Genomic DNA, 12,570 nt, shown 5'->3' on the forward strand with positions numbered 1-12,570 from the left:
GGTAGTTGAAGTCCGGATAACCGGAATGCCAAGGTCTATAGTACGCGAGTGGACTAGACCTCTCGTGGGGTCAGGGGCGAGACTGTATCCCGTGAAACACGTCATCGCCCTCGATGTGGGCGGCACCGGGATGAAAGCCGCCCTCGTGGGGGCGGACGGCGCACTGCTGCACCAGGCCCGCCGCGCCACGGGCCGGGAGCGCGGACCCGACGCCGTGGTGGAGTCGATCCTCGGCTTCGCCGCCGAGCTGCGCGCACACGGCGAGCGCCACTTCGGCGAGCCCGCGTCCGCCGCCGGCATCGCCGTCCCCGGCATCGTGGACGCCGAACGGGGCCTCGCGGTCTACGCGGCCAACCTCGGCTGGCGGAACGTACCCCTGCGGGATCTGCTCGGCGAGCGGCTGTACGGCGTCCCGGTCGCCCTCGGACACGACGTGCGCACCGGTGGCCTCGCCGAAGGGCGACTCGGGGCGGGGCGGGGAGCCGACCGCTTCCTGTTCGTGCCGCTCGGCACCGGCATCGCGGGCGCGATCGGCATCGACGGCCGGGTGGAGGCGGGCGCGCACGGCTTCGCAGGCGAGATCGGCCACATCGTCGTACGACCCGGGGGCACCCCGTGTCCGTGCGGACAGCGCGGCTGCCTGGAGCGGTACGCGTCCGCGTCGGCGGTGAGCGCGGCCTGGGCCGAGGCGTCCGGTGATCCGAAGGCGGACGCGGCGGACTGCGCGCAGGCCGTGCGGTCCGGGGACCCCCGGGCGCAGGCGGTCTGGCAGGAGGCGGTGGACGCGTTCGCGGACGGCCTCGTCACCGCGCTCACCCTGCTGGACCCGCGCACGCTGATCATCGGTGGCGGCCTGGCCGAGGCCGGGGAAACCTTGTTCACACCGCTACGGACGGCGGTCGAGCGCCGGGTGACGTTCCAGAAGCTGCCCAGCATCGTCCCGGCGGCACTCGGGGACACGGCCGGCTGCCTGGGCGCGGGCCTCCTGGCCTGGGATGTGCTCGACACCACACCTACGAAGCCGGAGGAAACCACGGTGACGGCAACGCTCCTAGGGGCGCGAGACGAGACATCATGCGGCTCCGCCACGGCGGGGGCGCGACCAGCCAAAACGGACCCGCAGCCCAAAACCGGCAAGGAGCCCGTCGTGCTCGCCGGTGCCAAGGTGGTGCTGCCCACCGGGATCGTGGACGACGGCCGCGTGATCGTCGACGGCACGCGTATCGCCGGGAGCGCACCCGATGACGCAACCAGGGTCGACCTGCGAGGCCACTGGCTGGTGCCCGGTTTCGTCGACATCCACAACCACGGCGGCGGAGGCGCCTCCTTCACCTCCGGCACGGTCGACGACATCCTCAAGGGCGTCCACACGCACCGCCTGCACGGCACCACGACGATCGTCGCGTCGACCGTCACCGGCGATATGGACGTGCTGGCCCAGCGCGCCGGGCTGCTCTCCGAGCTGGCCGAGCAGGGCGACCTCGCGGGCATCCACTTCGAGGGGCCGTTCATCTCGCCGTGCCGCAAGGGCGCGCACTCCGAGGAACTGCTGCGCCACCCGGACCCGGCGGAGGTGCGCAAGCTGATCGACGCGGCACGCGGCCAGGCCAGGATGGTGACGCTCGCCACGGAACTGCCGGGCGGCATCGACTCCGTACGCCTCCTCGCGGAGCACGGGGTGATCGCGGCGATCGGGCACACGGACGCGACGTACGAGCAGACGGTGGAGGCCATCGAGGCGGGCGCCACCGTGGCGACACACCTCTACAACGCGATGCCCGTCCTCGGCCACCGCGCTCCCGGCCCGATCGCCGCGCTCCTGGAGGACGAGCGGATCACGGTCGAGCTGATCAACGACGGTACGCATCTGCATCCGGCGTCGCTTCAGCTGGCGTTCCGTCACGCGGGCGCGGACCGGGTGGCGTTGATCACGGACGCGATGGACGCGGCCGGTTTCGGCGACGGCCGTTACATGCTCGGCCCGCTGGAGGTCGAGGTCAGCGAGGGTGTGGCGCGGCTGGTGGAGGGCGGCTCCATCGCGGGCTCGACCCTGACCCTCGACCGTGCCTTCAAGCGGGCCGTCACCGTGGACGGGCTGTCCGTCGAGGACGTGGTCGCCGCCATCTCCGCCACCCCGGCCCGGCTGCTGGGCCTGTACGACCGGGTGGGCTCGCTGGAACCGGGCAAGGACGCGGACCTGGTGATCCTGGACGCCGACTTCGCCCTCAAGGGCGTGATGCGCCGCGGAGAATGGGTGGTTGAGCCCCAACTGGGCTGATTCGGCCGCACGTTGGGCCCGGGCGGGCCGACCTGCGGAGCTGTGCCGACCGCCGTACCTTTGGCATGATCTGGCATCCGGACAAGCAGCGCCCACTCGCACGCGGGGGAGGTCGGCCCAGGTGATCCTCACGGTCACGCTGAACACCGCTCTCGACATCACCTATCGCGTACCGGCCCTGCGCCCGCACACCTCGCACCGCGTCACCGAGGTCACCGAACGCCCCGGCGGCAAGGGCCTGAACGTGGCCCGGGTGCTGGCGGCGCTCGGCCACGCGGTGACGGTGACGGGTTTCGTGGGCGGGGCGACCGGGCGCGCCCTGAAGGGCCAACTCACGTCCACAGAGGGCGTCGTGGACGCGCTGGTCCCGGTGGCGGGCCCGACCCGCCGCACGATCGCGGTGGTCGACGCGGCGACCGGTGACACGACTCAGCTCAACGAGCCGGGCCCGCTCGTCTCTCCCGCGGAGTGGCGGGCGTTCCAGGACGCGTACGAGGACCTGCTGCCCGCCGCCTCCGCGGTAGCCCTGTGCGGCAGCCTCCCGCCCGGCGTCCCGGTAGGCGCGTACGCCCAACTGGTCCGCACGGCCCGGTCCGCGTCGGTCCCGGTCCTCCTCGACACGAGCGGCGAACCCCTCCGCCGGGGCGTAGCCGCCCGCCCCGACCTCGTCAAACCGAACACCGACGAACTGGCCGAACTCACCGGCTCCCACGAGCCCTTCCAGGCCACCCGCGACGCCCGCCGCCGCGGCGCACACGCGGTGGTCGCCTCCCTGGGCCCGGACGGCCTCCTCGCCCTGAACGCGGAGGGCCACTGGCGAGCGACCCCGCCGGCCCCGGTAGAGGGCAACCCGACGGGCGCGGGCGACTCGGTGGTCGCGGGCCTGCTGTCGGGGCTGGTGGAGGGCCTGCCGTGGCCGGATCGGCTGGCCCGCGCGGTGGCCCTGTCGACGGCGACGGTACTGGCGCCGGCGGCGGGCGAGTTCGACGGCCGGGCGTATGACGAGCTGGTGGGGCGCGTGACGGTGACCGGCGAGGCTTCGGCGGCGTAAATCGGCCAACCATGGCCGATGGCCATGGTCACAGCAGCAAGGTGACCGCTTGGGCTATCGGCCCGGGGCGGGACAGGCAGGGCGGCGGGGACGCAATCACGCGTCCAGTGCGCGCAGCTGGTCCAAGAACCACTGGGCCGGTGGAAGCGCCGTAGCCGCGGCGGCCAGCCGCTTGGTGCGCTCCGCCCGCTCGTCCAGCGGCATCGTCAGCGCCGAGTGGAGGGCGCGGGCGGTGCCCACAACGTCGTACGGGTTCACCACGATCGCGTCCTCGCCCAGCTCCTCGTACGCCCCCGCCTCCCGCGAGAGCACCAGCGCGCACCCCTCGTCGGAGACGACCGGCACCTCCTTGGCGACGAGGTTCATCCCGTCGCGGATGGGGTTGACGAGGGCCACGTCGGCCAGCCGGTACGCGGCCAGCGAGCGGGCGAAGTCGTCCTTCAGGTGGAGCACGACCGGGGTCCAACCAGGCGTCCCGTACTGGGAGTTGATCTCGTCCGCGAGCCGTTGGACCTCGGTCATGTAGTCGCGGTACACGGCCAGGTCCTGCCGCGAGGGATAGGCGAGGGCCACGTGGACGACCCGCTCACGCCACGACGGCTGATCCTCCAGGAGCTGCCGGTACGCCAGCAGCCCGCGCACGATGTTCTTCGACAGCTCCGTACGGTCCACCCGCACGATCGCCTTGCGGCCCGCACCTATCTGCTCCCGCAGCGCGACGATCCGGTCGTCCACATCGGCCTCGTGCGACCGCTTCCGCAGGAAGTCCGCGTCCGCGCCGAGCCCGTGCACGCCAATGCGCGTACCCGACGGGATGCCGGGCCCCAGCACGGCGTGGCAGCAGTCGGTGAACGCGTCCGCCCACCGCTGGGTCAGGAACGCCGCCCGGTCGGCGCCGAGGATCCCGCCGAGCAACTGCGCGGCGATGTCGTCGGGCAGCATCCGGAAGTACTCCGGCGGCGCCCACGGCGTGTGCGAGAAGTGCCCGATCCGCAGGTCGGGGCGCAGCTCGCGCAGCATGCGGGGGGCCAGCGTCAGGTGGTAGTCCTGCACGAGCACGGCGGCGCCCGGGGCCGCCTCCTCGGCCAGGGCCTCGGCGAAGGCCCGGTTGTACGTCTCGAAGGACGCCCACTGCCTGCGGAACTCCGCGTCGAAGGCCGGCTCCAGGGGCGTCTGGTACAGCATGTGGTTCACGAACCACAGCACGGAGTTGGCCACGCCGTTGTACGCGTCCTCGTGTACGTCCGCCGGGATGTCCAGCATCCGTACGCCCTCTTCGCCGACGCCGCGGCGTACGGCCTCGCGGTCGCCGTCGCTCAGGGCCGAGCAGACCCACAACGCGCCGGCCTCCGGGCCGATCGCGGAGAGGCCGGAGACCAGGCCGCCGCCGCCGCGCTTGGCCTTGAGCGTTCCGCTCTCGTCCAGGGCGTACGAGATCGGGCCCCTGTTGGAGGCGACGAGGATCTGGGCTTGCGTTGATGCCATAGGGCTCAACTTAGCCCAGGGTGGCTTCGCTCAAACGTACGCATCGGCCGTATACAAGCTTCACGCGTGAGAGCTCGGGTCGGGGGTCGGGACTGGGGTGTCGAGTGGCGGCCGCGGGTGCGTTGTGGCTGGTCGCGCCCCCACTCTCGGCTACGCCGCCTTCCGTTCCGCGTACTCCTCGATCTCCGCCATCGGCGGGCGTTCCTCCGTGTCCACGGAGTACGTACGCGGCGCGAACCCCGCCTCCACCCTCTCGAACTGCGTGATCCGCGGCCGTACGAGATGGCCGCGGGCCAGCCGCAGCTGGGCCGTGCGGTAGATCGCGGCGGCCATGCGGCCCAGGGCCTGGCCGTCCTGGTGGCGGTGTTTGCGGACGCCCACGTCTACCTGGGCCAGGGCGTCGAGGCCCACCAGGTGCAGGGCGTCGATCAGCATGCCCAGCTCGACCCCGTACCCGACCGGGAACGGCAGCTGTTCCAGGAGGGAGCGGCGGGCCGCGTACTCGCCGCCGAGCGGCTGCACGAAGCCGGCCAGTTGCGGCCAGTGCATGTTCAGCAGCGGGCGGGCCATGAGTTCCGTAACGCGACCGCCCTGGCCTGCGGCGGTCCTGCCGGAGGTGGGGTCGCCCGGCAGGTTCAGCGGGCGGTCGTACATCGCCTTGACGAGGTCCACGCCCGGATCGGTGAGCAGGGGGCCGACGATCCCCGAGACGAAGTCCGCGGAGAACTCCTTCAGGTCCGCGTCGACGAAGGCGACGATGTCCCCGCTCGTGACCAGCAGCGAGCGCCACAGGACCTCGCCCTTGCCGGGGACGGCGGGGATGCGCGGGAGTATCTCGTCCCGGTGCACGACGCGGGCGCCCGCGTCGGCGGCGACCTCGGAGGTACGGTCCGTCGAGCCCGAGTCGATCACCACGATCTCGTCGACGAGCGGCACCTTCTTGGTCATCAGCTCGCGGCGGATCACGGCGACGATCTCGCCGACGGTCTCCTCCTCGTTGAGCGCGGGCAGTACGACGCTCACCGTGGAATTGGCCGCGCGCTTCGCGGCGATGAGCTTCTTCAGCGGGCGGTCGCCAACGGACCAGGAGCGCGTGTTCAGCCAGCGCTCGACGTCTTCCAGCACGTGCGGCTCTCCCTTGCATCGGACCGGGTCGCGAGTGCCCACTGAGGCAGAAGGCTGATGTGACTGTCATCTCGCGGTTCGGACTGGTCTCTCCACGATCCAGGCCTTCGGTTACAGTCTTGAACAACGCTGATGACCATCGCATGTCGCGGGTCGTTGAGCCGACAACCACATACTCACAATCGAATACCGCTCATCCAGAGGGGCAGAGGGATACGGCCCGTTGAAGCCCCGGCAACCCTCCAGCCGGTCTCGTACCGATCGAAGATGATCGATTCCGCGAGGCTCCCGGCTAGTGAAGGTGCCAAATCCGTCTCACGGCGAGATGCGTCGTGAGGAAGATGAGGAGAAAGGGCCTCGCCTCACATGGCTGCGCAGACAGTTGCAAGCACCACGAACGCTGACACTTCCGCCGACTCGGCGGACTCCACGGCCTCCACGGACTCCGTAGACCTCGGTCCCGCCGCCGCGCTCTCCTGCCGCGAATGCGGCCACCGCGTCCCGCTCGGCCCCGTCTTCGCCTGCGAGGAGTGTTTCGGCCCGCTGGAGATCGCGTACGACTTCTCGGCGTACGACACCGAGGAACTCCGTAAGCGCATCGAGGCGGGCCCCGCGAACATCTGGCGGTACGCGCCTCTCCTGCCCGTCCCCGCGGACGTGGCCACCAAGCCGAACATCAACCCCGGCTGGACCGAGCTCGTCAAGGCCGACAACCTGGCGCGTGAGCTGGGCGTCGACGCCGGCAAGCTCTTCGTGAAGGACGACTCCGGCAACCCGACGCACTCCTTCAAGGACCGCGTCGTCGCCCAGGCACTGGAAGCCGCCCGCGTCTTCGGCTTCACGACCCTCTCCTGCTCCTCCACGGGCAACCTCGCCGGTGCCGTGGGCGCCGCCGCCGCCCGCGCCGGATTCCGTTCCTGCGTGTTCATCCCGCACGACCTGGAGCAGGGCAAGGTCGTCATGGCCGCGGTCTACGGCGGCGAGCTCGTCGGTATCGAGGGCAACTACGACGACGTGAACCGCTTCTGCTCCGAGCTGATCGGCGACCCGGCCGGCGAGGGCTGGGGCTTCGTCAACGTCAACCTGCGCCCGTACTACGCCGAGGGCTCCAAGACCCTCGCGTACGAGATCTGCGAGCAGCTCGGCTGGCAGCTCCCCGACCAGCTGGTGGTGCCCATCGCCTCCGGCTCGCAGCTCACGAAGATCGACAAGGGTCTGCAGGAGCTCATCAAGCTCGGGCTCGTCGAGGACAAGCCGTACAAGATCTTCGGCGCCCAGGCCGAGGGCTGCTCGCCGGTGTCCGTCGCCTACAAGGCGGGCCACGACGTCGTACGGCCCCAGAAGCCGAACACGATCGCCAAGTCGCTCGCCATCGGGAACCCCGCCGATGGTCCGTACGTGCTGGACATCGCGCGGCGTACCGGTGGCGCGGTGGAGGACGTGAACGATGAGCAGGTCGTCGACGCGATCAAGCTGCTGGCACGGACCGAGGGGATCTTCGCGGAGACCGCCGGTGGTGTGACGGTGGGGGTGGCGAAGAAGCTGATCGAGAACGGTCTGCTGGACCCGAGCCTGACGACTGTCGTCCTCAACACCGGTGACGGTCTCAAGACGTTGGACGCGGTGGCCTCCGACACCGGTCTCACCGCGACCATCCGCCCCAGCCTCGAATCGTTCCGTGAGGCCGGGCTCCTCCAGGCGTAGCCCGTAGCCCCGTAGACGTACCCCCGCGCCTCTCACGGGGCGCTCCATACCTGACCGGAGGTCATCCGCATGAGCGTCAACGTCCGCATCCCCACCATCCTTCGCACCTACACCGGCGGCAAGGCCGAGGTCGCCGCCGAAGGATCGACCCTCGCCGAGGTCATCGCCGACCTGGAGAAGAACCACACCGGTATCGCGGCGCGGGTCCTGGACGACCAGGGCAAGCTGCGGCGGTTCGTCAACGTGTACGTGAACGATGACGATGTGCGGTTCGAGCAGGGGCTGGAGACGGCGACGCCCGACGGGGCCGGCGTTTCGATCATTCCGGCGGTCGCCGGAGGCTGACCATTCGGCACAGTGCCGAAGGCTGGTCGTTACCGTCGGTAATGCAAGTCACTCAGGGTTCATCGAATTGCCCCCTCCGTAAGTTAAACGGAGGGGGCAATTCTGTATGGTTGAGCGCGGTACAGTTGGGGAACCTGGTGCTCCCGCGGGCCGAATGCATGTGCATTCCTGATTGATGCCCGATAAGAAGTAGCCAAAGTGTGCAGGTCTTTTACGTCATATGCTCCTTTTATGGAGCCCGACTTGCCCCCATCTAGGGTGAATTCTCCGTACATTCCGGATCGGGTATGGCCAAGATTTCTCGTCCGACTGACCTGTTGCAGACGGCAGTTGGGCAGATACATTCAGCCGCGGTCGACGCGTTCCGGCGCACACCCCCAACCGTTGGGGGGTGAGGTCTGACCCGGATCCGCGAAGTGTGGATCTGTGCAAGGGCCAGTAATAGGGGAGTTAGGCATGGCTCAGGGCACCGTCAAGTGGTTCAACGCGGAGAAGGGGTACGGCTTCATCGCGGTCGACGGTGGTGCGGATGTATTCGTCCACTACAGCGCGATTCAGATGGACGGCTACCGCACCCTGGAGGAAGGTCAGCGAGTTGAGTTCGAGATCTCGCAGGGCCAGAAGGGGCCGCAGGCGGACATGGTCCGCGTGGCCGGCTGAAGCACGCGCCGACTGATCTGCAGCGACACGTTCTTCTTTCGAAGGGCTCGTACCTCAAGGGGTACGGGCCCTTCGGCATGCCTGCCGACCTCTCCCGGTCATCCCCTCGGCGGGCCTCTCACTCCCCGGTAGACGCTTGCACTCGAGGGGGGCGAGTGCTAATCATTGGCGTTAGCACTCTGAAGGTGAGAGTGACAACGAGGACCGGGTCGGTGAGGCCCGCAGGCCAAGTGGGGCAAGGAACCACGAGGCAGGCAGGCCGTCCGTCGCGGGCGCCAGCGCGGTCCGGAGCAATCCACCCCAGTCCGGGAGGACCACTTCACATGGCCAAGATCATCGCGTTCGACGAGGAGGCGCGGCGCGGCCTCGAGCGCGGGATGAACCAGCTCGCCGACGCCGTCAAGGTCACCCTCGGCCCCAAGGGCCGTAACGTCGTCCTCGAGAAGAAGTGGGGCGCCCCCACGATCACCAACGATGGTGTTTCCATCGCCAAGGAGATCGAACTCGAGGACCCGTACGAGAAGATCGGCGCCGAGCTGGTCAAGGAAGTCGCGAAGAAGACGGACGACGTAGCCGGTGACGGCACGACGACCGCGACCGTCCTGGCCCAGGCGCTGGTCAAGGAAGGCCTTCGCAACGTCGCCGCCGGTGCCAACCCGATGGCCCTGAAGCGCGGTATCGAGAAGGCCGTCGAGGCCGTCTCCGGTGCTCTGCTCGACCAGGCCAAGGACGTGGAGACCAAGGAGCAGATCGCTTCGACCGCCTCCATCTCCGCCGCCGACACCCAGATCGGCGAGCTCATCGCCGAGGCCATGGACAAGGTCGGCAAGGAAGGCGTCATCACCGTCGAGGAGTCCCAGACCTTCGGTCTGGAGCTGGAGCTCACCGAGGGTATGCGCTTCGACAAGGGCTACATCTCGGCGTACTTCGCCACCGACATGGAGCGTATGGAGGCCGTCCTCGACGACCCGTACATCCTGATTGCCAACTCGAAGATCAGCGCCGTCAAGGACCTGCTGCCGCTCCTCGAGAAGGTCATGCAGTCCGGCAAGCCGCTGCTGATCATCGCCGAGGACGTCGAGGGCGAGGCCCTGTCGACCCTGGTCGTCAACAAGATCCGCGGCACCTTCAAGTCCGTCGCCGTCAAGGCTCCGGGCTTCGGTGACCGCCGTAAGGCCATGCTCGGCGACATCGCCATCCTCACGGGCGGCGAGGTCATCTCCGAGGAGGTCGGCCTCAAGCTGGAGAACGCGACCCTGGACCTCCTGGGCCGCGCCCGCAAGGTCGTCATCACCAAGGACGAGACCACGATCGTCGACGGCTCCGGCGACACCGAGCAGGTCGGCGGCCGGGTCAACCAGATCCGCGCCGAGATCGAGAACTCCGACTCGGACTACGACCGCGAGAAGCTCCAGGAGCGCCTGGCGAAGCTGGCCGGCGGCGTGGCCGTCATCAAGGCCGGTGCCGCCACCGAGGTCGAGCTCAAGGAGCGCAAGCACCGCATCGAGGACGCCGTTCGCAACGCGAAGGCCGCCGTCGAGGAGGGCATCGTCGCCGGTGGTGGCGTGGCCCTGCTCCAGGCCGCCACGGTCTTCGAGAAGCTGGAGCTCGAGGGTGACGAGGCGACCGGCGCCAACGCCGTGAAGCTCGCCCTGGAGGCCCCGCTCAAGCAGATCGCCGTCAACGGTGGTCTCGAGGGCGGCGTCGTCGTGGAGAAGGTCCGCAACCTTCAGGTCGGTCACGGCCTGAACGCCGCGACCGGCGAGTACGTCGACATGATCGCCGAGGGCATCATCGACCCGGCGAAGGTCACGCGTTCCGCCCTGCAGAACGCCGCGTCCATCGCCGCGCTGTTCCTCACCACCGAGGCCGTCATCGCCGACAAGCCGGAGAAGGCGGGCGCCGCCCCGGCCGGCGGCGGCATGCCGGGCGGTGACATGGACTTCTGATCCGGTTCTTCCACCGGGTCGGACCTGTCCGTCCAGTACCGAGGGCGGCATCCCTGTTCGTGGGGGTGCCGCCCTCGGGCGTTGCCTGGATCACAGTGGGGAGCGACCCAGCGCAGGACGGAAACCGTGACCGCGTCGCCGAGGAGCCGATGCCACTTTGATGCGGCCGTCCCGCTGCGGATGATTCGCTTCATTGCTACATTAGCGATGTCGTTAATTAGAGCAGGGGGTTCCAATGGCACGCGTCTGCGTCTATCGGTACGACGAAGTCGACGGCGTACCGCTCCGTGAGGTTGACGGATGGTTCGAGACCGACCAGGCCAAGGCCACATATCCGGAGGCGGTGCGCGAGGAGCGGTCGACCGTACGCCGCTGGAGGGGCGGGAGGGAGAGCGTCACGCGGGCGGTGCGGGAGAGGCTGTTGCGTACGGCCGGGGATCGCTGGGTGCTGGAGACGGCCCTGATCCGCAGGGAGCTGGCCGACAGGTTTCCCGGCGGTGACCGGCATGAGTTTCTCTCCGATGACCAGGCGGCGGAGTGGCTCCTGCGCAACGGTCACGAACAGGCGGTCCATCGGTGGCTGTCTGAACAGCCGGGCGAACGAGGGCCGGGCCGTCCGCAGATCGGCGGGCGGGTCCAGGTGAGGCTCGGTGAGCTTCTCGACGATGTGGACCGGTTCGCTGCGGAGAACGGCTACTCGCGTGCCGAAGCGGTACGGGCTCTGGTGGCGATCGGGCTTGGCCGACGCAAGGACGGGCCGCGTCCCGCCTGAACCGCGCAGGCTGCCAGCGCCGCGATGCCCAGCCCGCGCCGGCGCCACTGCGCGGACTCCTGGCCGCTGCTGAGCTGAGCTGCGTGTGGATTCGCCGAGGGCGGCCCTCCTGTTGTCAGGGGGCCGCCGTCACGCGTTCCGGAGCCTCCATGCGATGGAAATGGCCGACTTCAGACCACGGGCCCACTGTCGAGGACTCCGACGACGTGCACTTCCCTCCGGTCCGGGTGCGGCAGGTAGGTGACGGTGAGGCCGATGTCCCGCCACATCGTGACGTACGCGCCTCGAGCGAGGCGTCCTGGCGGAGGCCACCCTGTGTCGATCGCCTGGCCGACGTCGGTGGCGAGATCGAGGAACCGCTTGATGGCGATCGCGTGACGTTCGGGATCACAGCCCCGAAGCTGTTCGAGGGTTTCGTCCGCGTGCCGCCCGAAGAGCAAGATCTACTTCGGAGTGGTCACGGTGCTTCGGCCCTCTTCGCGATGTCGTCGAACGAGACGAGGTTGCGCCCGGCTTCCGAGTCGGCGAGACGGTCATCCCAGTCCGGGGTCATGGCAACGGCCCACCACGCGTCGATGATGTCTTCCCGCTCCTGGCTTGTTGCGGCCTGCCCGAAAGCGGTTCGGAACTCCATGCGGGCTGAAGCCGAGGGCGGGGCAGCCATGATGCCGTCGACGGTACGTGGTACCTGGAGAGGCGCCGACGGTACCGGCTCTGCGGGCTGTGCGGTCATGCGGATCTCCTCGGATCGGTCTCCAGGTACGCCACGGTGCCGGGCGGCAAGGCGTGGCGAGGAGGGGCCGTATGCCTCTGCGGAGGAGACCGGGGCTCTCCGGTACGTGGCCGGATGCTCCCACGCAACGGCGTGGGTCATGACGCTGCCTCGCCGCGCTCCTCGGCCTCCAGCCGCGCCATGAAGGCGTCATGGGTGAGCGCCGGTCCTGTGGGGGAGGCCTCACGCTCCCGAGCCTGCGCGATGTCCGCTTCGTCGCGCCCTCACTGCAGTTCTTCGAGTTCGCCGGGAGAGCTGTGCGCATCTGCGACTGCGTGTATTGGGTTCATGTGGTGGTCCTTTCGCGGGAGCGGCACGCCGCGCGGAGTTCGGTGACGCGGGCGTGGACCGCTGAGGGTGACAGGGGCGTTGCGGGGCGGATGGCGCCGCCTTCGGCCTGCCACAGGTTCGACTCCTGCGCGAGTACAC

General features: G+C 69.3%; 11 protein-coding genes, 1 pseudogene and 1 riboswitch. Of the genes and pseudogenes, 8 read left to right on the forward strand and 4 right to left on the reverse strand.

What is annotated here, in order from left to right; translation table 11 throughout:
- Positions 1-25: 25 nt before the first annotated feature.
- The 3 genes and pseudogenes from G6048_RS48640 to G6048_RS12095 all read left to right on the forward strand — a co-directional run.
- Positions 26-979, forward strand: a pseudogene (locus G6048_RS48640) (ROK family protein); the annotation flags it as partial.
- A 168-nt stretch (positions 980-1,147) separates the two neighbouring features.
- Entirely contained in the window at positions 1,148-2,278 is a 1,131-nt protein-coding gene (gene nagA / locus G6048_RS48645) for an N-acetylglucosamine-6-phosphate deacetylase (RefSeq protein ID WP_328825750.1), read from the forward strand.
- Positions 2,279-2,399: 121 nt separating this feature from the next.
- On the forward strand, positions 2,400-3,329 hold the full coding sequence (locus tag G6048_RS12095; RefSeq protein ID WP_165339494.1) for a 1-phosphofructokinase family hexose kinase: 930 nt from the start codon (positions 2,400-2,402) through the stop codon (positions 3,327-3,329).
- A gap of 96 nt (positions 3,330-3,425) precedes the next feature.
- Here G6048_RS12095 and G6048_RS12100 read toward each other — a convergent pair whose 3' ends face one another.
- On the reverse strand, positions 3,426-4,814 hold the full coding sequence (locus G6048_RS12100) for an alpha,alpha-trehalose-phosphate synthase (UDP-forming) (RefSeq protein ID WP_165339495.1): 1,389 nt from the start codon (positions 4,812-4,814) through the stop codon (positions 3,426-3,428).
- A 150-nt stretch (positions 4,815-4,964) separates the two neighbouring features.
- A complete protein-coding gene (locus G6048_RS12105; RefSeq protein ID WP_165339496.1) occupies positions 4,965-5,939 on the reverse strand; it encodes a glucosyl-3-phosphoglycerate synthase in 975 nt (324 codons plus the stop codon).
- A gap of 190 nt (positions 5,940-6,129) precedes the next feature.
- A riboswitch (SAM riboswitch) is annotated at positions 6,130-6,287 on the forward strand.
- Positions 6,288-6,305: 18 nt separating this feature from the next.
- Between G6048_RS12105 and thrC the strand changes: the two genes are divergently transcribed.
- The 5 genes from thrC to G6048_RS48650 all read left to right on the forward strand — a co-directional run bounded on the left by thrC (position 6,306) and on the right by G6048_RS48650 (position 11,369).
- The gene (thrC, locus tag G6048_RS12110; protein ID WP_165339497.1) at positions 6,306-7,643 is read left to right on the forward strand and encodes a threonine synthase; all 1,338 of its coding nucleotides are present in this window, start codon (positions 6,306-6,308) and stop codon (positions 7,641-7,643) included.
- A gap of 69 nt (positions 7,644-7,712) precedes the next feature.
- Positions 7,713-7,988, forward strand: coding sequence for a MoaD/ThiS family protein (locus G6048_RS12115; RefSeq protein ID WP_033322392.1), 276 nt, complete (start codon positions 7,713-7,715; stop codon positions 7,986-7,988).
- 456 nt (positions 7,989-8,444) lie between these two features.
- Positions 8,445-8,648, forward strand: coding sequence for a cold-shock protein (locus G6048_RS12120; RefSeq protein WP_003986833.1), 204 nt, complete (start codon positions 8,445-8,447; stop codon positions 8,646-8,648).
- A 323-nt stretch (positions 8,649-8,971) separates the two neighbouring features.
- The gene (gene groL, locus G6048_RS12125; RefSeq protein WP_165339498.1) at positions 8,972-10,597 is read left to right on the forward strand and encodes a chaperonin GroEL; all 1,626 of its coding nucleotides are present in this window, start codon (positions 8,972-8,974) and stop codon (positions 10,595-10,597) included.
- Positions 10,598-10,832: 235 nt separating this feature from the next.
- Complete coding sequence (locus G6048_RS48650; protein WP_206341497.1) at positions 10,833-11,369, forward strand: ribbon-helix-helix domain-containing protein; 537 nt, start codon at positions 10,833-10,835, stop codon at positions 11,367-11,369.
- 170 nt (positions 11,370-11,539) lie between these two features.
- On the opposite strand, the gene G6048_RS12135 is transcribed toward G6048_RS48650, so the two are convergent.
- Positions 11,540-11,809, reverse strand: a complete 270-nt coding sequence (locus tag G6048_RS12135; RefSeq protein WP_165339499.1) for a hypothetical protein — start codon at positions 11,807-11,809, stop codon at positions 11,540-11,542.
- A 17-nt stretch (positions 11,810-11,826) separates the two neighbouring features.
- Entirely contained in the window at positions 11,827-12,102 is a 276-nt protein-coding gene (locus G6048_RS12140; protein ID WP_165339500.1) for a hypothetical protein, read from the reverse strand.
- Positions 12,103-12,570 lie beyond the last annotated feature (468 nt).

Origin of the sequence: Streptomyces ureilyticus (assembly GCF_011045025.1) — a bacterium.
GTDB classification, from domain to species: Bacteria; Actinomycetota; Actinomycetes; order Streptomycetales; family Streptomycetaceae; genus Streptomyces; species Streptomyces ureilyticus.

What these genes read in the sequence shown, in the direction of transcription:
- G6048_RS12100 (WP_165339495.1), bottom strand. Translation starts at nt 4,814, where the DNA reads ATGGCATCAACGCAAGCCCAGATCCTCGTCGCCTCCAACAGGGGCCCG.
- thrC (WP_165339497.1), top strand. Translation starts at nt 6,306, where the DNA reads ATGGCTGCGCAGACAGTTGCAAGCACCACGAACGCTGACACTTCCGCC.
- G6048_RS12115 (WP_033322392.1), top strand. Translation starts at nt 7,713, where the DNA reads ATGAGCGTCAACGTCCGCATCCCCACCATCCTTCGCACCTACACCGGC.
- G6048_RS12120 (WP_003986833.1), top strand. Translation starts at nt 8,445, where the DNA reads ATGGCTCAGGGCACCGTCAAGTGGTTCAACGCGGAGAAGGGGTACGGC.
- groL (WP_165339498.1), top strand. Translation starts at nt 8,972, where the DNA reads ATGGCCAAGATCATCGCGTTCGACGAGGAGGCGCGGCGCGGCCTCGAG.
- G6048_RS48650 (WP_206341497.1), top strand. Translation starts at nt 10,833, where the DNA reads ATGGCACGCGTCTGCGTCTATCGGTACGACGAAGTCGACGGCGTACCG.
- G6048_RS12140 (WP_165339500.1), bottom strand. Translation starts at nt 12,102, where the DNA reads ATGACCGCACAGCCCGCAGAGCCGGTACCGTCGGCGCCTCTCCAGGTA.